This is a genomic window from Nocardioides sp. WG-D5, assembly GCF_054031175.1.
In genome coordinates, this window is sequence record NZ_CM132928.1 from 4247961 (window position 1) to 4266624 (window position 18664).

Sequence of the window (18664 nt, forward strand, 5' to 3'; positions counted from 1 at the left end):
TGTCATAGTGACTGACGTGGACAGCGTCCTGGAGTTAGCCAGGTGGCAGTTCGGCATCGTGACCGTCTACCACTTTCTGTTCGTCCCGCTCACGGTGGGACTCACCATGCTCGTCGCCGTGCTGGAGACGATCTGGCTACGTACGAAGAACCCTGAGTGGCTTCGCCTGACCAAGTTCTTCGCCAAGCTCTTCCTGATCAACTTTGCGCTCGGTGTGGTCACCGGGATCGTGCAGGAGTTCCAGTTCGGGATGACCTGGTCGGACTACTCCCGCTTCGTGGGGGACGTCTTCGGTGCTCCGCTGGCGATCGAGGCGCTGCTGGCGTTCTTCCTGGAGTCGACCTTCCTCGGCCTGTGGATCTTCGGCTGGGACAAGCTGCCCCGGGCGCTGCACAACGCGTGCATGTGGATCGTCCACCTCGGCACGCTGGCGTCGTCGTGGTTCATCCTGGCGGCCAACTCCTGGATGCAGCACCCGGTCGGCTACAAGTTCAACGAGGTCACCGGCCGCGCCGAGCTCACCGACTTCTGGGCGGTGATGTTCAACAAGGTGCAGCTGGGTACGTTCCCGCACGTCATCCTCGCGGCGTACCTGACCTCGGCCGCCTTCATGCTCGGCATCCTGGGCTGGCTCTACCTGCGCCGGCCGGGGCCTGCCGAAGCGGAGCCCGAGGCAATGGATACTGCCAACGACGACCGCCCGATGTACCGGCGCGGGATGGTGCTGGCCGCCTGGATCATGGTCTTCTCCGGCGTCGGGGTCGCGGTCTCGGGTGACGTCCAGGGCAAGATCATGACCGAGGTGCAGCCGATGAAGATGGCGGCCGCCGAGGCGCTGTGGGAGACCTCGGACTCGTGCGCGCCGTTCTCGGTCCTGACCATCGGCACGCGCGACGGGAAGCACGAGAAGTGGGCCCTCGAGGTGCCCTGCGTGCTCTCCTTCCTCGGCACCGGCACCTTCGACGGCAAGGTCGAGGGCATCTACGACCTGCAGGAGAAGTACCGCGAGACCTACGGGGCGACGCCGGGCGCGACCTACTACTCGCCCGGTGACTACACCCCCAACATCCCGGTCACCTACTGGACCTTCCGCTGGATGATGGGACTCGGCGTCGTCGGTGGCCTCGTCGGGCTGGCGGTGCTGTGGCTGACCCGCAGGGGACGTACGCCGACAGGGTTCGTCGGACGGGTGCTCCCCGCGCTGGCGATCTCCGCGCCGGTGATGGTGCTGCTGGGCAACTCGATGGGGTGGATCTTCACCGAGATGGGGCGCCAGCCGTGGGTGGTCTTCGGGGTGCTGACCACCGCCAACGGTGTCTCGCCGGGTGTCGAGCCCTGGGAGGTCTGGATGTCGCTGCTCGGGTTCACGGCGCTCTACGCGGTGCTCGCCGTCATCGAGGTGGGGCTGCTGATGAAGTACGTGAAGAAGGCTCCGGACCCGTTCGTCGAGCCTCCCTCACCGTCCCTGCGCGGCTCCGACTCGGATGCCGACGAGCCGATGAACTTCGCGTACTGAGGAGCCTGCGATGGAACTCACGACAATCTGGTTCTGCCTCATCGCTGTGCTGTGGATCGGCTACTTCGTCCTCGAGGGCTTCGACTTCGGCGTCGGCATGCTGCTTCCGGTGCTGGCCCGCGACGACCGCGAGCGGCGGGTCATGATCAACACGATCGGCCCGGTCTGGGACGGCAACGAGGTCTGGCTGCTGACCGCCGGTGGGGCGACGTTCGCGGCGTTCCCGGAGTGGTACGCGACGCTGTTCTCCGGCTTCTACCTGCCGCTGTTCCTCATCCTGATCGCGCTGATCGTGCGCGGGGTCGCGTTCGAGTACCGCCACCAGCGACCCTCGGTCACCTGGGCCGGCTGGTGGGACCGTGCGGTGATCTTCGGCTCCTACGTCCCGGCGTTCCTGTGGGGTGTGGCCTTCGCCAACATCGTGCGCGGGGTGCCGATCGACGCCGACTTCGAGTTCACCGGCACGGTGCTGACGCTGCTCAATCCCTACGGTCTGCTCGGCGGTCTGGTCACGCTCTCCCTGTTCGTGACCCACGGTGCGGTGTTCATCGCGCTCAAGACCGACGGCGAGATCCGCGGCCGGGCTCGCGCGCTGGCGCTCAAGACCGGGGTCGTCGCGGCCGTTCTCGCCGTCGTGTTCCTGGTCTGGACCCAGGTGCTCACCGGCAATCTGGCGACCGCGGTGATCTTCGTCCTGGCGGCGCTCGCGCTCGTGGGTGGGCTCGGGGCTGCGTACGTCGGTCGTGAGGGGGTCGCCTTCGCCGGCACCTTCCTCGCGATCGGGCTGGCCGTGGCCGGGCTCTTCGTGGGGCTCTTCCCCGACGTGATGCCCTCCTCCACCGACGTCGCCAACTCGCTGACCACGACGAACGCGGCGGCGACGCCCTACACGCTGAAGCTGATGACGATCGTCGCGGCGGTGTTCACGCCGATCGTGGTGGGCTACCAGGCCTGGACGTACTGGATCTTCCGCAAGCGGATCTCGATCCACCACATCCCCGCCGCTCATTGAGATGCGCCCGAACGACCCGCGACTGCGAGCCCAGCTGTCGGTAGCCCGGCGGCCGCTCGCCGTCGTGGTGGCGGCCGGCGTGCTGGGGGCGGTGCTGCTGATCGTCCAGACGTACGCCGTCACCGGACTGCTCATCTCCGCGATCCGCGACACCGGGTCGGTGAGCGGCTGGGCGCTGGCGGTCGTGGCCGTCTTCGCCGGGCGCGCGCTCGTCGGGGTGGTCTCGGACGTGGCCGGTGCCCGGGCTGCCGGGGCCGTCGGTGCGGACCTGCGGCGCCGGGTGGTCGGTGCGATCCTGCGCGGGCAGGCGGGTCGTTCGGGGTCATTGTCGGCCCTGGCCACGCGAGGGGTCACCGCCGCCGAGCCGTATCTGACGCGCTACGTCCCCGCGCTGGTGCTGGCCTGCGTACTGCCCGTCATGGTGCTCGCGGTGATCGTCTGGACAGACCCGCTCAGCGGCCTGATCGTGGGACTCACGCTGCCGCTGATCCCGATCTTCGGGGTGCTGGTCGGGCTCGCCACGCGCGACCAGGCGGCCGGTCAGTGGCGGGCGATGTCGGCCCTGGCCGGCCACTTCCTCGACGTGATGAAGGGTCTGCCGACCCTGGTCGCCTTCGGTCGGGCTCGTGCGCAGTCGGGGGTCATCGCCACCATCACCGACCGCTACCGCCGCCGCACCCTGGAGACCCTGAAGATCGCCTTCGCCTCCTCGGCCGTGCTCGAGCTCGTCGCCACCATCTCGGTCGCACTGGTCGCGGTCATCATCGGCGTACGGCTCGCCGCCGGCTCGGTCGACCTGCAGACCGCCCTCGTCGTCCTGCTGCTCGCCCCCGAGGCCTACTGGCCGCTGCGCCGCGTCGGCACCGAGTTCCACGCCGCCGCCGAGGGAACCGCCACGCTCGAGGCCACCGCCGACCTCGGCTCCCGAGAGGTCGGTGCGGTCGGCCGAGACGTCACGTACGTCGGCCGAGACGTCAGCGACGGCCATCTCGGCTCGCGGGAGCGACGTCTCGGCATGTCTCTCGACGGGGTGGGACTGACCTATCCGGACCGCGATCGGCCGGCGCTCGCACCGGTTTCCGCGACGGTCCCGGAGCGGGGGATCACCGCGATCGTCGGCCCGAGCGGCTGCGGGAAGTCGACGTTGCTGGCGACGATCGCGGGCCTCCACGAGACGTACGTCGGCACCGTCGAGCTCGACGGACAGACCCCGACCGCGGGTGACGAGTGGCGCCGGCGATTCGCCTACCTGCCGCAGCGCCCGGTGTTCGTCGGCGGGACGATCGCCGACAACCTGCGCCTGGGGTCGCCGGAGGCGACGGACGGCGACCTGTGGCAGGTCCTGAAGCGGGTCGCGCTCGCGGACCGGATCGCCGAGCTTCCCGGCGGGCTCGGTGCCGACCTGGCCGAGGACGGCCGCTCGCTCTCGGCCGGCGAACGGGCCCGGCTGGCACTGGCCCGCGTCGTACTCTCCGATCGCCCCTGGGTCCTTCTCGACGAGCCCACCGCCCATCTCGACCCCGACACCGAGCGGATCATCGCCGACACCGTCACCGACCTCGCCCGCGACCGAGCCGTCGTCCTCGTCGCCCACCGCCCGGCCCTCATCGAGATCGCCGACCAGGTCATCACCCTCTCCGCCGAAACGGTAGAAGTGGCAGGCGAGACCGTAGAAGCGGTGGCCGACACTGCAGAAATGGCGGACGAAAGTCGAGTTTCGTCACCCACAACTACCGATTCGGCTGCCACAACTACCGGTTCGGCGCGGGTGGCGCTGTGGGGGTCGGCGGTGGTCGGCGGGCTGAGCTGGGCGTCGGGGGTGGCGCTGACGGCGCTGGCGGGGTGGCTGATCATCAAGGCCTCCTACCACCCGGTGATCATGACGCTGGTCGCGGCGATGGTGGGGGTGCGTACGTTCGGGATCGCGCGGCCGGTGCTGCGCTACCTGGAGCGGTTGTGGTCCCACGACAGTGCCCTGCGCCTGCTCGCCAGACGGCGGGTGGAGATCTACGACGCGCTGGTGCCGCTGGTGCCAGGTGCTCTCCCGGGCCGAAGAGGCGATGTCCTGGCGAGCGTCGTCGACGACGTCGACGCGGTGCTCGACGAGGAGCTGAGGGTGCGGCTGCCGATCCGGGAGTACGTCGTCGTGGCCCTCCTCGCGGTCCTGGCGACCGCGCTCATCGACCCGGTAGCCACGGCCTTCACGGCGGCCACGGTGGTGGCCGCGGGGGCCACCTTCGGGATCGCGTACGCAGGCGCAGCACGTGCCGAGGACATCTCGGTCACGGTGCGGGCCAGAGTGTCCGAGCAGGTGGTCGAGGCGACCCAGACGGCGACCGAGCGCCGGATGTGGCAGGCGGGCGAGCCGGTGCTGGACGCCCTCGACGGCCTGGCCCGTACCGCCACCCGAGCGACCACGACCGCAGCGGTCGCCGCCTCCGCGGCCAAGGCCCTCGTGCTGATGACCGCCGGTGCCGCCGTCGCCGCGACCGCCGCCTACACCACCGTCGGCGACGGCCCGATGCTGGCGCTCCTCACCCTGGTCCCGCTGGCGCTGGCCGAGCCGGCCGCGACCCTCGCCGACGCCGGTGCCGCCCGGGCCCGCACCCGCGCGGCCCAGCGGCGGCTCGACGATCTCACCACCCGTCGCCCGGTGGTCGAGGCCCCGGAGCACCCCGAGCGGGCTGCCGACGACACCACGATCACCCTCACCGGCGTCACCGCCCACCCCGGCGGCGACACGAGTGCCCACCACGCCGTCGAGCTCCCCGACCTGCACCTCGAGCCGGGCGCGCGGATCGGCATCGTGGGCCCCTCCGGCTCCGGCAAGAGCACCCTCGCCGCGCTGCTGCTGCGCTTCCTCGACCCGGACACCGGCACGATCACGCTCGGCGGCCGGCCGACGCGTGAGCTCGACCCCCAGGACGTACGGAAGGTCGTCGGGCTCGTCGATGACGACCCGCACGTCTTCGCCTCCAACCTCGTCGAGAACGTCCGCCTGGCGCGGCCCGAAGCCACCGACGAGGAGGTCGAGCAGGCGCTCCGGCGCGCTCACCTCGGCGACTGGCTCGACGCCCTCCCCGCCGGGTTGCAGACCAGGCTCGGCGACGGCGCGGCCCAGGTCTCCGGCGGCGAGCGGGCGAGGCTGGCGGTGGCGAGGTCGCTGCTGGCCGGGCACAAGGTCCTGGTTCTGGATGAACCTTTGGCTCATCTGGACACCTCGACCGCCGCGTCGCTGGCGCGCGAGGTGCTCGCGCGGGAGGATGGCTCGACAGCTGACACAGAGCCCGGCGGAGAACACGGCGCGGAGCTTGGTCCGCATGGCGGCACGAAAACCGTAGTGTGGATGACTCACACATCGACCGGACTGGGGTTGACCGATACCGTGGTCTCCCTTCAACGAATGGGGGAAGTGAGACGGTGTTGACCGAGACAAGGACGATCCGGGTCTACCTGCTCGACGACCACGAGGTCGTCCGTCAGGGGTTGACGACGCTGCTCGACAGTCATGACGACATCGCTGTCGTCGGCCAGGGTGGCACCGCCGCCCAGGCGCGAGAGGACATCGACCGCATCCAGCCGGACGTCTGCGTGCTCGACGCCCGCCTCCCCGACGGCTCGGGGATCGAGGTCTGCCGTGAGGTCCGGGCGGCCTACCCGGACATGCTCGCGCTCATCCTGACCTCCTATGACGACGATGAGGCGCTCTTCTCGGCGATCATGGCCGGGGCGAAGGGCTACGTCCTCAAGGACATCCGCGGCAACGACCTCGTCGAGGCGATCCGCACCGTCTCCGGTGGCGGCTCGCTGCTCGACCCGCTGATGACCGCGAAGGTCATGGAGAAGATGCGCAACCCTGACGGCGAGTCGCCGCAGATGCAGGCGCTCACGCCCCAGGAGAAGCGCCTGCTCGCGCTCATCGGCGAGGGCCTGACCAACCGCGAGATCGCCGGCCGGATGTTCCTGGCCGAGAAGACCGTGAAGAACTACGTCTCCAGCATCCTCGCCAAGCTCGGTGTGCAGCGGCGCACCCAGGCAGCGCTGATGGCCAAGGAGCTGCTCCACCCCCGCAAGGGGAACTGAGCTGAGTCAGACCCCAGCGGTGATCGGCACCTGCCAGACGAGCTCGGTGCCGCTGGGGGAGCGTGGGCCGATCTCGAGCTGACCGCCGAGCTGGGTCGCGCGGCAGCGGGCGTTCTTGAGCCCGCTCTCCTCGGCCTCCTCGGGGACGCCGCTGCCGTCGTCGCGTACGACCAGCTTGATCTCGTCGTCCTGGAGAGTGAGCTCGATCTGGGCACTGTGCGCCTGGGCATGCCGGGCGAGGTTGGAGACGGCCTCGCGCAGGACCGGGAGCAGGTGGTTGCGGACCGTCTCTGGCACCGCGGTGTCGACCGGCCCGGTGATCTTGATCTCCGGGGTGAAGTCCATGAAGCCGGCGTACTCCCGGACGACCTCACGCACCTGTGCCCGCAGCGAGGAGGTGTCGTGGTTGCTGAGGTCGAAGATGGAGCCGCGTACGTCCTTGATGGTCTGGTCCAGCGCGTCGACCTGCTCCGAGAGCCGCTTGGGCAGGTTCTCGATCCGCTCCGGGTTGCGGCCCAGGGTCTCGAGATGGAGCCCGATCGCGAAGAGACGCTGGATGACCACGTCGTGCAGGTCGCGGGCGATCCGGTCGCGGTCGGTGATGACCGCGAGGTCGGCCCGGTCCTCGACGGCACGGAGGCGGTCCAGGGCGAGAGCGGCCTGGCCGGCGAAGCCGAACAAGAGCTCGCGCTCGTGCTCGTCGTGGGCGGCGCGGGCCTTGTCGTAGATGGCCAGCAGCGCGCCGCGGCCGGCGAGCGAGGAGCGCACCGGCGCCACCACGACGTAGAGCCCGTCGACCTCGAGGTCCAGCGGCTCGATGATGCGGCGGTCGATCAGGAGCGGGACCTTCTCGGTCACCGCGCGGACGCGTTCCTCCTGACCGGGGACGGCCGCGACCCCGGAGACGAGACCGTGCTCGATGCGGGTGCCGGCGCCGACGCCGATCACCCGCATCAGCGGTAGGGCGGTCTCGCACATCCGCTCGAGCGCGACCATGTGATCCAGCGGCGGGCTCAGGACGCGGCTGAGCTCCGCGCTCGCCTCGAGCCACTTGCGGCGCTGCTCGCTGAGCTCGAGCTCGCGTACCTTGTCGATCTGGGCGCCCGCAGCGCGGGCCAGGGCCACGACGAGCTGCTCGTCGTGGCTGGTGAAGTCGGCGCCGCCGACCTTCTCGGACAGCAGCAGGTGGCCGAAGTCGTGGTCCTTGATCCGCAGCGGTACCTCGATGAACTTCCGCTTGCCGGGATCGCCCGTACGCAGCGCGTGGCTGCCGCCCTCGGAACCGCGCGACGCGACCAGCAGCAGAGGATCGGGAGCGGTGATCCCACGGGGCCGGGTCGTCGATGCCGGCTCGTCGTCATCTGCACCGTCATCCGCACCGTCATCGGCGCCGTCGTAGGCGCTGTCGGAGGCATCGGCGTCGGAATCGAGCCGCGCACGGCGGCCGCGGCTCTTGCCCACGACCTGCAGCGTCGGCTCCTGCTGGTGACCGTAGGTGATCAGGTCCTGCAGGTTGCCGTCGAGGTCGAGCACGCCGAGAGCGCCGTAGCCGGCTCCGGTCAGCTCGCAGGCCGAGCGCGTGATCCGCTCGAGCATGGCACTCAGGTCGAGCTCGCTCGACATCGCGATGACCGCGTCCAAGAGCGAGCGCGCCGATGGCTCGAGACCGGTCAGGTCCTCGGTCGCGTCGGTGGTCACTTGTCAGAGTCTGTCGTGCCGCACCCGTTCGCGTCCACATATCGGCAACAGTTTCTCCACTGTCTGCCTCAAACTCACGCGAATGCGTGCGTTTGGTCATTCGTCGGCGATCTCGCCGTCGACGTAGTGCCACCGTCCGGCACGCACCTCGAACCGGCTGTGCTCGGCGAGCACGCCGGTTCCCGACGGCGTCTCGTACGAGGCCCGGAACGCCACCCAGCCGTGGGTGTCGTCGTCGAGCCCGGATCCCTCGATCTCCAGGCCCGTCCACGTCAGCCGCGGGTCGGGCGCGGCCACGCCGAGATCGTCGGGGCGGGTGCCCGGGTGCCAGGTGCGGAAGATGTAGTCCCAGTCCCCGAGGGCGTACGCCGCGTAGCGGCTGCGCATCAGCTCCTCGGGCGTCTCGGCCAGGGCTCCGCCACGGTGCAGCCGGTGGCAGCACAGCGCGTAACGCCGCCCGCTGCCGCACGGGCACTCCTGCTGGAGGGTCGATCCGGCGGAGGTGCGGCCGAAGGGGGACATGTCTCCATTGTGTACCGGAATGGCTGGAATCCCTTCGTGGGCCCGCAGCGACACGACTATTGTGTGAGGGTGGCTCTCAGGCGCAGGCGGCTCGGGACGGCGGGGGTGCTGTGGTGACGGATGTGACCATCTGTCTGCTGGGCCCTCTGATCGTCACGCGTGCAGGCGAGCCCGTGGAGGTCCCGGGACGACGTCCCCGCACGCTGCTGGCCCTGCTGGCCCTGGAGGCCGGCACCCCGGTCTCCGCCGACCTGCTCGCCGACCGGATCTGGGGCGAGGACCTCCCCGACAACCCGCGCGGCAGCCTGCACACCTACATCGGGCGGCTGCGTCGCGTGCTCGGTAAGGAGGTCGTACGCCGCGCCGCCGGTGGCTACATCCTCGACCTGCCCCGCTCGTCGGTGGACGTGCTCGCCTTCATCGACCTGCTCGACGCGGCCGAGGGGCCGCAGGCCTACGAACGGCTCGAGGAGGCCATCGCACTGTGGCGCGCCGATCCGTTCGACGACGCCGCGGGGGAGTCGCTGGCCGAGCGCACCCGTCCGTGGCTGGTCGACCGCTACCTCGCCGCGCTGGAGCGCCGTGCCGAGCTCGACGTCGCCGCCGGCCGGGCCACGAAGGCGGTCGCCGACGTGCGCCGGGTGATCGGCGACCATCCGCTGCGGGAGTCGCTGTGGGTCGTGCTCCTGGACGCGCTGGAGGCCGCGGGGCGTACGGCCGAGGCGCTGGAGGCCTACGAGGAGGTCCGCGGGCGGCTGGCCGACGAGCTCGGTGCCGACCCCGGCGCGGAGCTGCGCTCGACGTTCACCCGGCTGCTGGCGGGTTCCTCGCCGGTTGCTCCGGAGGTCGAGGCGCCCGCGGGCCGGGCGACGGTGCCCGCCCAGCGGGTCTCCGAGGAGGACCTGGTCCCGCGGCAGCTCCCCGCCGACATCTCCAGCTTCTCCGGGCGTACGGCCGAGCTCCGGCTGCTCGACGCGGTGTCCATCTCCCACGACGCCGGCTGGCCGAGCGTGGTCGCCGTGCACGGCATCGGTGCGGTGGGCAAGACCGCGCTGGCGGTGCACTGGGCGCGGACCCGGGCCGAGCACTTCCCCGACGGCCAGCTCTTCATCGACCTGCGCGGCTTCGGTCCGGGTGAGCCGCTCTCGCACGCGCAGGCGCTCACGACCCTGCTGATCGGGCTCGGCGTCGACGTCGCCTCGGTTCCGGGCGAGGTGGACGCGGCATCGGCGCTGCTGCGTACGACCCTCGCGCAGCGGCGCATGCTCCTCGTGCTCGACAACGCCCGTGACTCCGCCCAGGTGCGGCCGCTGCTGCCGGGCGGTGACTCCCTGGTGCTGGTGACCAGCCGCAGCCAGCTGCGTGGCCTGGCCACCCGGGAGGGCGCACGCCGGCTCGCGCTGGACACCCTCGCCCCGGAGGAGTCGGCGGCCTTCCTGAAGCAGCGGCTCGCCGACCGGGCGGCCGACGAGGCGGACGTACGCGCCCTGGCGGACAGGTGCGGACACCTGCCCCTGGCTCTCGCCGTCGCCGCCGAGCGCTGCAGCCGCTACCCGGACCTCTCGCTGACCGACCTGCTCGCCGAGCTCGACGGCGAGACCAGCCGGCTGGCCGCGCTGGAGGCGCCGCTCGACCCGATCTCCGACCTGCGCGCGGTCTTCTCCTGGTCCTACGACTCCCTCGACGAGGAGTCGCGACGATCCTTCCGGCTCCTCGGCCTCCGTCCGGGCCACGAGATCGGGATGCCCGCGATGGCCGCCCTCTTCGGCGTCGACATCGCCGCCGCCCGGCGTCTGGTCGACAAGCTGGTCGATGCCAACCTGGTCCGGGAGCAGCGGCCGGGACGCTTCGTGCTCCACGACCTGATCCGCGACTACGCGCTGGAGATGGGCTCCGAGGAGGAGTCCGGGGAAGCGCTGCTGCGGCTGGTGAGCTGGTACACCCACTCCCTGGTAGCGGCCTCCGAGGCCGGCGGCCGGTCCTTCCGGCTGATGAGCCTCGACCCCGTCGTCGCCGGGGTGACACCGCTGAGCTTCGCCACCACCCAGCAGGCCCGCGCCTGGGGCGACCGGGAGTGGCTGACCATGGGCAGCGCCGTACGTCTCGCCGTGCGCGCGGGCCTGCTCGGACCCGCCTACCAGCTGGTCAACAAGATGTTCACACTCTCGATGCGGCACCCACCCGCCGAGACCCTGCCGCTCCAGGAGCTCGGCCTCGACGCCGCTCTCCGCGCCGGCGAGCACGTCGACGCGGCCTACATCCGCAACCAGGCGGGGATCAGCCGGGCGCGGGCGGGTGACCTGACCCGGGCGATCTCGGAGTTCAGAGCCGCCGCCGCGGTGTTCCGCGAGGCCGGGACCGCGGCCGGCCTGGAGATGGCGCTGTCCAACTGCGGCCAGGCGCTCAGCATGATCGGCTCCCTCGACGAGGCCGTCGCCGTCCTCGAGGAGGCCTACGCCGTCGCGGACGCGGCCGGGATGGACGACCGTGCCCGCGGCAGCCTGATCGGGCTGGCCGAGGTCTACGTCCGGATGGAGCGCTACGAGGACGCCGTGCGGCTGGTCGAGGAGGAGATCGGCCACGGGCCGGTCGACGTCGACTCCTCCGCCTCGCCACGGATGACCCTGATCGACGCCCTGATCGGATTGGGCCGCTACGCCGAGGCCGAGAGCCACCTGCGCCCCGAGCTCGCCCACCACGTCGAGGAGCGCAACCGGTGGGCCGAGGCCAACGCCCTCGTACGCCGCGCCCTGATCGAGCGCGAGACCGACCGCGTCGCCCAGGCCCGCGCGACGCTCCACGAGGTCGTCGCGATCCTGGACGAGGTGGGTGAGCTCGACCGCACCGCACTGACCAGGGAGCGGGTCGAGGAGCTGCTCGCCGGCGTCGGACCCGCCCCATCCGAGGATCGGGACGTCGACGCGACGGCCGCCCAGGGGTTGGGCGGCGGCGTAGCGTTGCGTCCGTGACTGCCGCACCCACGATCAGCACCCTCGGCCAGCTCCGCGCGAGCGGCCACGTGTTCAAGTCGCTCCGCGAGGAGATCCGCGACAACCTGCTGGCCAAGCTGGCAGCCGGCGAGGACCCCTGGCCCGGGCTGCACGGGCTGGAGGACACCGTCATCCCCCAGCTCGAACGTGCCCTGATCGCCGGCCACGACGTCGTCCTGCTGGGCGAGCGCGGCCAGGGCAAGACCAGGCTGCTGCGTACGTTGGTGGGGTTGCTCGACGAGTGGACCCCGGTCATCGCGGGCTCGGAGCTCGGGGAGCACCCCTACGAGCCGGTCTCGGTCGGTTCCCAGCGCGCGGCTGCCGAGCAGGGTGACGCGCTTCCGGTCGCGTGGAAGCACCGCTCCGAGCGCTACGCGGAGAAGCTGGCCACGCCTGACACCTCGGTCGCCGACCTGATCGGCGACGTCGACCCGATGAAGGTCGCCGAAGGACGCTCGCTGGGCGACCCGGAGACGATCCACTTCGGGCTGATCCCGCGCTCCCACCGTGGCATCGTCGCGATCAACGAGCTGCCCGACCTGGCCGAGCGGATCCAGGTGGCGATGCTCAACGTGATGGAGGAGCGCGACATCCAGATCCGCGGCTACGTGCTGCGGCTGCCGCTGGATCTCCTGGTGGTCGCCTCCGCCAACCCGGAGGACTACACCAACCGCGGCCGCATCATCACCCCGCTCAAGGACCGCTTCGGCGCCGAGATCCGCACCCACTACCCGCGCGAGCTCGCCGCGGAGATGGCGGTCATCCGGCAGGAGGCCTCCCTGGTCGCCGACGTGCCGGACCACCTCCTCGAGATCCTCGCCGTCTTCACCCGCCACCTGCGTGCCTCCTCCGCGGTCGACCAGCGCTCCGGGGTCTCGGCGCGCTTCTCGATCGCGGGCGCGGAGACCGTCGCCGCGGCTGCGCTCCACCGGGCCACCGTGCAGGGGGAGGCCGACGCGGTCGCCCGCATCGTCGACCTGGAGACGGCCGTCGAGGTGCTCTCCGGCAAGATCGAGTTCGAGTCGGGCGAGGAGGGCCGCGAGGCCGACATCCTCACCCACCTGCTGCGTACGGCCATCGCCGAGACCGTCCGCAAGTCCTTCCGCGGCCTCGACTTCGCGCTGCTCATCGACGCCATCGAGGACGGCAGGATGGTCACCACCGGCACCAAGGTCTCCGCCCGCGCCTTCCTCGAGGGCCTCCCGGTCCTGGGCGAGTCCGACCTCTACGACCAGATCGGCGACCGCGTCTACGAGGCCACCGGCGGCCCCAAGAACGACGGCCAGCTGGCCAGTGCCATCGAGCTCGCCCTGGAGGGCCTGTTCCTGGCGAGGAAGATCGGCAAGGACACGGCTGACGGGGAGACGATCTATGGCTGATCCGGCAGGCGGTAGGCCATGAGCCGCTACAAGAAGTACGCCGGGGGCGACCCGCTCGCCCCGCCGGTCGACATCGCCGAGGCGCTGGACGCCATCGGCGAGGACGTGATGTCCGGCTACTCGCCCGAGCGCGCGATGCGGGAGTTCCTGCGGCGTGGGGGACAGGACCAGCGCGGCCTCGACGACCTCGCCCGGCAGGTCGCGGAGAGGCGCCGTGAGCTGCTTCAGCGTCACAACCTCGACGGCACGCTCGAGCAGGTGCGCGAGCTGTTGGACAAGGCCGTCCTGGAGGAGCGCAAGCAGCTCGCCCGCGACGTCACGATGGACGACGGCGACCGTGCGTTCCGGGAGATGCAGATCGACAGCCTCTCGCCGAACACCGCCGCCGCGGTCAGCGAGCTCTCCTCCTACGACTGGACCTCACGCGAGGCCCGCGAGGCCTACGAGGAGATCAAGGACCTGCTCGGCCGCGAGATCCTCGACCAGCGGTTCGCCGGGATGAAGCAGGCGCTCGAAGGGGCCACCGACGAGGACCGCGAGGCGATCGCGGAGATGCTGCGAGACCTCAACCAGCTGCTCGACAAGCACAACCGCGGCGAGGACACCGACGCCGACTTCGACGAGTTCATGGCCAAGCACGGCCAGTACTTCCCCGAGAACCCGCAGAACATCGACGAACTGCTCGACACCCTCGCGCAGCGCTCGGCGGCCGCCCAGCGGATGCTCAACTCGATGTCGGCCGAGCAGCGACGCGAGCTGATGGAGCTCTCGGCGCAGGCGTTCGGGTCGCCCGCGCTGATGGAGCAGATGGCCCAGCTCGACGCCAACCTCCAGGCGGCGCGGCCGGGCGAGGACTGGTACGGCTCGGAGGAGTTCGGTGGCGGCGAGGGCCTCGGTCTCGGCGACGGCACCGGCGTGCTGCAGGACATCGCCGAGCTCGACCAGCTCTCCGAGCAGCTCCAGCAGTCCTACGCCGGCTCGCGGCTCGACGACATCGACCTCGACGCGCTCTCCCGGCAGCTCGGCGACCAGGCCGCGGTCGACGCGCGCACCCTGCAGGAGCTCGAGCAGGCGCTGCGCGACTCCGGTCAGCTCGAGCGCGGCTCCGACGGCGACCTCCGGCTGACCCCGAAGGCGATGCGCCAGCTCGGCAAGGCCCTGCTCCGCGACGTCGCGCAGCGGCTCTCCGGGCGGCAGGGCGAACGCGACCTGCAGCGCGCCGGTGCGGCGGGCGACCTCTCCGGCTCCTCGCGGCCCTGGGCCTTCGGCGACACGGAACCCTGGGACGTACCTCGCACGATCACGAACGCCGTCATCCGCGAGGTCGGCGAGGGCCGCCGCGGCCCCGGGGTCCGGCTGACCGTCGACGACATCGAGGTGCAGGAGACGGAGGCGCGTACGCAGGCAGCGGTCGCCCTCCTGGTCGACACCAGCTTCTCGATGGCGATGGACGGCCGGTGGGTGCCGATGAAGCGCACCGCGCTCGCGCTGCACACCCTGATCAGGAGCCGCTTCCGCAACGACGACCTGCAGCTGATCTCGTTCGGCCGCTACGCGCAGACGATGGAGATCGAGAAGCTCACCGCGCTCGACGCGATCTGGGACAAGGGCACCAACCTGCACCACGCGCTGCTGCTGGCCAACCGGCACTTCCGCAAGCACCCCGGCGCCCAGCCGGTGCTCCTGATCGTGACCGACGGCGAGCCCACCGCCCACCTGGAGCCCGGCGGCGACGTCTGGTTCTCCTACCCGCCGCACCCGGTGACGATCGCGAGGTCCGTCGAGGAGCTGGAGAACTCCCGGCGCCTCGGTGCCCAGACGACCTTCTTCCGCCTCGGCGAGGATCCCGGCCTGGCCCGGTTCATCGACTCCATGGCCCGCCGCGTCGAGGGCCGCGTCGTCGCGCCCGAGCTCGACGACCTCGGTGCCGCCGTGGTCGGGTCGTATCTGGGGGACAGGACGGCGCGGCGTACGTCGAACACCTACGGCGGCTACCCCGATGCGTTCGGCGGTCGTGGCTGGTGGGCCGGCTGAGCCGTGCTGGGATGTTCACCGAGTTAACTCGGTGAACATCCGGCCGCGTAGCCTGCGCTCGTGCCCGAGGAGACGCTGAACGTACTTGCCCTTCTCGCTCTCGCGGCCCTGGCCGCCGGATACGTGGACGCCGTGGTCGGCGGAGGTGGGCTGATCCAGCTCCCCGCGCTGCTGCTGTTCCTGCCGGGCGCCGCGCCGGTGCAGATCCTGGCGACCAACAAGCTGGCCTCGGTCTTCGGCACCTCGATCAGCGCGGCGACCTACTACCGGCGGGTGGGGCCGGACCCGAAGACCTTCGTCCCGCTCATGGTCCTCGCGTTCGTCGGGTCCGCTCTGGGGGCGGGGGCGGCGTCGTACCTTCCTGAGAAGGTCTTCGAGCCCATCGTGCTGGTCGCGCTGATCCTGGTGGGGGCGTGGGTGCTCTTCAAGCCGTCGCTCGGGGAGGCGACGGAGCTGAAGTTCGACGACCACCGGCACGTGATCGGGGCAATGGTCGTTGGCTTCGCGGTCGGTTTCTACGACGGCGCGCTGGGGCCCGGGACGGGGAGCTTCCTGGTGATCGGGCTCGTCGGCCTGCTCGGCTACTCCTTCCTGGAGGCCAGCGCCAAGGCCAAGATGGCCAACGTCGCCACCAACCTCGCCGCCCTGGTCGTCTTCGTCCCGCAGGGTGCGGTGCTGTGGAAGACCGGGCTGGTGATGGGCGTGTGCAACCTGATCGGCGGCTACCTCGGGGCCCGGACGGCGGTGGCGAAGGGCGCCGGGTTCGTACGCGTCTTCTTCATCGTCGTGGTCGCCGGGTTCATCATCCGCATCGGCGGCAGCGTGCTCGGAGTCTGGTGATGCACTACCTGACCATCGCCCGCGACGGCGCAGCCGAGATCGAGGAGAAGCGGTCGCGGTTCCTGTGCACGCTCGCCCGGGTCGAGGACGAGGCCGACGCGCGGGCGGTGGTCGAGCGGCTCCGCAAGCAGCACTGGGACGCCCGGCACACCTGCTCCGCCTTCAGGATCGGTCCGCCGCCGCAGCCGGTCGAGCGCTCCAACGACGACGGTGAGCCGGCCGGCACGGCCGGGGCACCGATGCTCGAGGTGCTGCGCGGGGCCGGGGTCTCGGACACGGTCGCGGTGGTGACCCGCTGGTTCGGCGGGACGCTGCTCGGCGCGGGCGGTCTCGTCCGGGCCTACTCCGACGCCGTCCGGACCGCGCTGGGCGAGGTCGGGACGCTCCGGCGAGAGCTCGTTCGGGAGTATTCGATCGAGGCCCCGTACGACGCCGCCGGCCGCCTCGAGACCGACCTCCGATCCTCCGGTGTCGCCGTCCTCGAGACCACCTACGGCGCTGCCGTGACCCTGCGGATCGGGGCCCCGCCGGCCGAGGAGAAACACCTCGCAGCACTCGTCGCGGAGCTCACCGCGGGTGCGTCGTCGCTGGTCCCGGGCGCGGACCAGTGGGTCGACGTCCGCTGACGTTTGGGACAATGGACGCGTGAGCGACCATAGCGAGACGCCCGTGGAACTCCCTACCGGATGGACGACGAAGGTCCCTGACCTCGACGATCTACCCGCTCTGCTGAGGCTTCGAGCGGCCGACAAGAGGCCGTTCGAGGGGTCCGGAAAGGTCGACGCTGACGCCATCACCGGCGAGATCGCCGGGCCCGCATCCTGGACCCGCCAGCAGCTGGTCGCGGTCGACCCCGACGGCGACGTCCGCGCCTGGGCGATCGCCCACGACCGCGCCGCCGGACGCACCCTCGTCTACCTCTACGTCGACCGCACCATCGCCCAGGCGGCCGAGGTCGCCGCCGGGCTCTACGCCTGGCTCGAGGAGCAGGCCCGGGCGATGGCCGAGCTGCGCGGCATCACCGAGTCCCACCTCGACGCCAGCCCGTTCGCCGACGACACCGTGCAGCGCGAGTGGCTGGCGGCGGCGGAGTTCACCAACAAGCGCACCTGGTTGCACATGAGCCGCCCGGTGCTGCCCGACGAGACCGTGCCCCCGCTCCGCGAGGGCGTGACCATCCGACCGGTCGAGACCCACGAGAACGGGATGCCCGTCGCAGCCGACCTGCAGACGGTCCACCAGACCCTGGAGGAGTCCTTCCAGGACCACTTCAACTCCTACCGGGAGAGCTTCCCGGAGTTCGTACAGCGCCTCCGCGAGGACCCCGGCCACCGCTGGGACCACTGGTGGCTCGCCTACGTCGACGACACGCTGCCCGCCGGCTCGCTGGTCGCCTCGGTGCTGCCCGCCAACGCGGCCGGGGTCGAGGGGACGTACGTCGAGTACATCGGTGTCAACCGCAACGCCCGCGGCCGCGGGGTCGCCAAGGGGCTGCTCCACGCCGTCATCGGCGACGCGATCGAACGCGGCCGCGACCGGGTCTCGCTCGAGGTGGACGCCGACAGCCCCACCGGGGCCGACGGGCTCTACAAGTCGATGGGGTGGGTGACCGACTACGTCACCGAGTCCTGGCACAAGGACGTCACGGTCTGACCGTCTGACGATCAGGCGCCGACGTCAGGAAGCTTGAGGTCCAGCGTCGGCGCCTCGGTGCCGCCGTCGACCTCGAGCAGCTTGCCGGTGACGAACTGTCCGGCCCGCGAGGTCAGGTACACCACCGCCGCGGCGATGTCCTCGGCCTCCCCGATCCGTCCGAGCGGGGTCTTCGCCTCGATCTCGCCACGCATGGTCTCGTCGCCGGCCACGAACTCGAGGGCGCTGGTCAGCACCGAGCCCACGAAGATCCCGTTCACCCGGATCCTCGGCGCCAGGTCGGTCGCGGCCAGCCTCGTCCAGTGCGCCAACGCCGCCTTCGCCGTGCCGTAGGCGAGATAACCCCTGCCTGCCGTACGTCCCATCATCGAGCTGATCGACACCACCGACTGCTGCCCGTCCGGGCTCTTCACCATGTACGGCACCGCCGCCCGGGTCAGCGCGTGCGCCGTGGTCACGTTGAAGTGGAAGGCCTCCTCGAGATAGCCCTCGTCGGTGTCGAGGAACGTGTTCGGGATCGTCCCACCCACGTTGTTGACCACGATGTCGAGACGCCCGAACTCCTCGTACGCCCGCTCCGCCAGCCCCGCGGTCACAGCCGTGTCGGCCAGGTCCGCCGGCACCACCAGTGCCCGCCGCCCCGCCGCCTCGATCCTCTCGGCAACCGCCTGGAGCTGCCGCTCGGTCCGCGACGCGATCACCACATCCGCCCCGGCCTCCGCCAGCGCCACCGCCGTCGCCGCCCCGATCCCGCGCCCCGCCCCCGTCACGACCGCCACGTGGTCGGTCAACTCGAATCGTTCAAGAATGCTCATGCTGTCTCCTCAGTCGCGCCGAATCTGTAGAAGCGGCGGCCGAATCTGTAGTTGTGGTGGGCGAATCGGTAGAAGTGGCGGGCGAGACTGCAGGTGTGGCGGCCGAGTCGGTCGTTCCGGCG

General features: G+C 71.0%; 13 protein-coding genes. 10 read left to right on the forward strand and 3 right to left on the reverse strand.

All coding sequences use genetic code 11. The annotated features are described in order from the left end of the window. Positions 1-16 precede the first annotated feature (16 nt). Genes ACWZJV_RS20505 through ACWZJV_RS20520 form a run of 4 tightly spaced genes read left to right on the forward strand, consistent with a single transcriptional unit; the run spans position 17 to position 6611 of the window. Positions 17-1516 (forward strand): cytochrome ubiquinol oxidase subunit I, encoded by a 1500-nt coding sequence (locus ACWZJV_RS20505; RefSeq protein ID WP_457178257.1) that lies wholly within the window; start codon positions 17-19, stop codon positions 1514-1516. Positions 1517-1526: 10 nt separating this feature from the next. Continuing rightward, positions 1527-2528 carry a cytochrome d ubiquinol oxidase subunit II gene (cydB, locus tag ACWZJV_RS20510; protein WP_457178259.1) on the forward strand — a complete coding sequence of 334 codons (1002 nt, stop codon included), beginning with the start codon at positions 1527-1529 and terminating at the stop codon, positions 2526-2528. Between the two features lies 1 nt (position 2529). Continuing rightward, positions 2530-5955 (forward strand): thiol reductant ABC exporter subunit CydD, encoded by a 3426-nt coding sequence (gene cydD / locus ACWZJV_RS20515; protein WP_457178261.1) that lies wholly within the window; start codon positions 2530-2532, stop codon positions 5953-5955. Continuing rightward, the gene (locus tag ACWZJV_RS20520) at positions 5949-6611 is read left to right on the forward strand and encodes a response regulator transcription factor (RefSeq protein ID WP_008359268.1); all 663 of its coding nucleotides are present in this window, start codon (positions 5949-5951) and stop codon (positions 6609-6611) included. Before cydD ends, ACWZJV_RS20520 begins: the two co-directional genes overlap by 7 nt. A 6-nt stretch (positions 6612-6617) precedes the next feature. Here the strand turns inward: ACWZJV_RS20520 and ACWZJV_RS20525 are convergent, their stop codons facing one another. Together ACWZJV_RS20525 and ACWZJV_RS20530 are read right to left on the reverse strand one after the other, a co-directional pair. Continuing rightward, positions 6618-8309: a sensor histidine kinase gene (locus tag ACWZJV_RS20525; RefSeq protein WP_457178263.1), complete on the reverse strand. Its 1692-nt coding sequence runs from the start codon at positions 8307-8309 to the stop codon at positions 6618-6620. Between the two features lie 96 nt (positions 8310-8405). Further along, positions 8406-8831: a YchJ family protein gene (locus ACWZJV_RS20530; RefSeq protein WP_196875255.1), complete on the reverse strand. Its 426-nt coding sequence runs from the start codon at positions 8829-8831 to the stop codon at positions 8406-8408. A gap of 113 nt (positions 8832-8944) precedes the next feature. Between ACWZJV_RS20530 and ACWZJV_RS20535 the strand changes: the two genes are divergently transcribed. The 6 genes from ACWZJV_RS20535 to ACWZJV_RS20560 are packed head-to-tail and all read left to right on the forward strand — an operon-like array spanning position 8945 to position 17727. Next, positions 8945-11800, forward strand: a complete 2856-nt coding sequence (locus ACWZJV_RS20535; protein ID WP_457178265.1) for an AfsR/SARP family transcriptional regulator — start codon at positions 8945-8947, stop codon at positions 11798-11800. After that, entirely contained in the window at positions 11797-13200 is a 1404-nt protein-coding gene (locus tag ACWZJV_RS20540) for an AAA family ATPase (protein ID WP_196875251.1), read from the forward strand. The genes ACWZJV_RS20535 and ACWZJV_RS20540 overlap by 4 nt, the downstream gene beginning before the upstream one ends. A gap of 18 nt (positions 13201-13218) precedes the next feature. Further along, positions 13219-15234 carry a vWA domain-containing protein gene (locus ACWZJV_RS20545; protein WP_196875250.1) on the forward strand — a complete coding sequence of 672 codons (2016 nt, stop codon included), beginning with the start codon at positions 13219-13221 and terminating at the stop codon, positions 15232-15234. Between the two features lie 60 nt (positions 15235-15294). Continuing rightward, positions 15295-16074 carry a TSUP family transporter gene (locus tag ACWZJV_RS20550; protein WP_457178268.1) on the forward strand — a complete coding sequence of 260 codons (780 nt, stop codon included), beginning with the start codon at positions 15295-15297 and terminating at the stop codon, positions 16072-16074. Further along, the gene (locus ACWZJV_RS20555; protein WP_457178270.1) at positions 16074-16700 is read left to right on the forward strand and encodes a YigZ family protein; all 627 of its coding nucleotides are present in this window, start codon (positions 16074-16076) and stop codon (positions 16698-16700) included. The genes ACWZJV_RS20550 and ACWZJV_RS20555 overlap by 1 nt, the downstream gene beginning before the upstream one ends. A gap of 43 nt (positions 16701-16743) precedes the next feature. Then, positions 16744-17727, forward strand: coding sequence for a GNAT family N-acetyltransferase (locus ACWZJV_RS20560; protein WP_457178272.1), 984 nt, complete (start codon positions 16744-16746; stop codon positions 17725-17727). Between the two features lie 11 nt (positions 17728-17738). Here the strand turns inward: ACWZJV_RS20560 and ACWZJV_RS20565 are convergent, their stop codons facing one another. After that, positions 17739-18542, reverse strand: coding sequence for an SDR family oxidoreductase (locus tag ACWZJV_RS20565; RefSeq protein WP_457178274.1), 804 nt, complete (start codon positions 18540-18542; stop codon positions 17739-17741). Positions 18543-18664 lie beyond the last annotated feature (122 nt).

Coding starts and splice junctions, on each gene's coding strand:
- cydB (WP_457178259.1), top strand. CDS start 1,527: ATGGAACTCACGACAATCTGGTTCTGCCTCATCGCTGTGCTGTGGATC.
- cydD (WP_457178261.1), top strand. CDS start 2,530: ATGCGCCCGAACGACCCGCGACTGCGAGCCCAGCTGTCGGTAGCCCGG.
- ACWZJV_RS20530 (WP_196875255.1), bottom strand. CDS start 8,831: ATGTCCCCCTTCGGCCGCACCTCCGCCGGATCGACCCTCCAGCAGGAG.
- ACWZJV_RS20545 (WP_196875250.1), top strand. CDS start 13,219: ATGAGCCGCTACAAGAAGTACGCCGGGGGCGACCCGCTCGCCCCGCCG.
- ACWZJV_RS20555 (WP_457178270.1), top strand. CDS start 16,074: ATGCACTACCTGACCATCGCCCGCGACGGCGCAGCCGAGATCGAGGAG.
- ACWZJV_RS20565 (WP_457178274.1), bottom strand. CDS start 18,542: ATGAGCATTCTTGAACGATTCGAGTTGACCGACCACGTGGCGGTCGTG.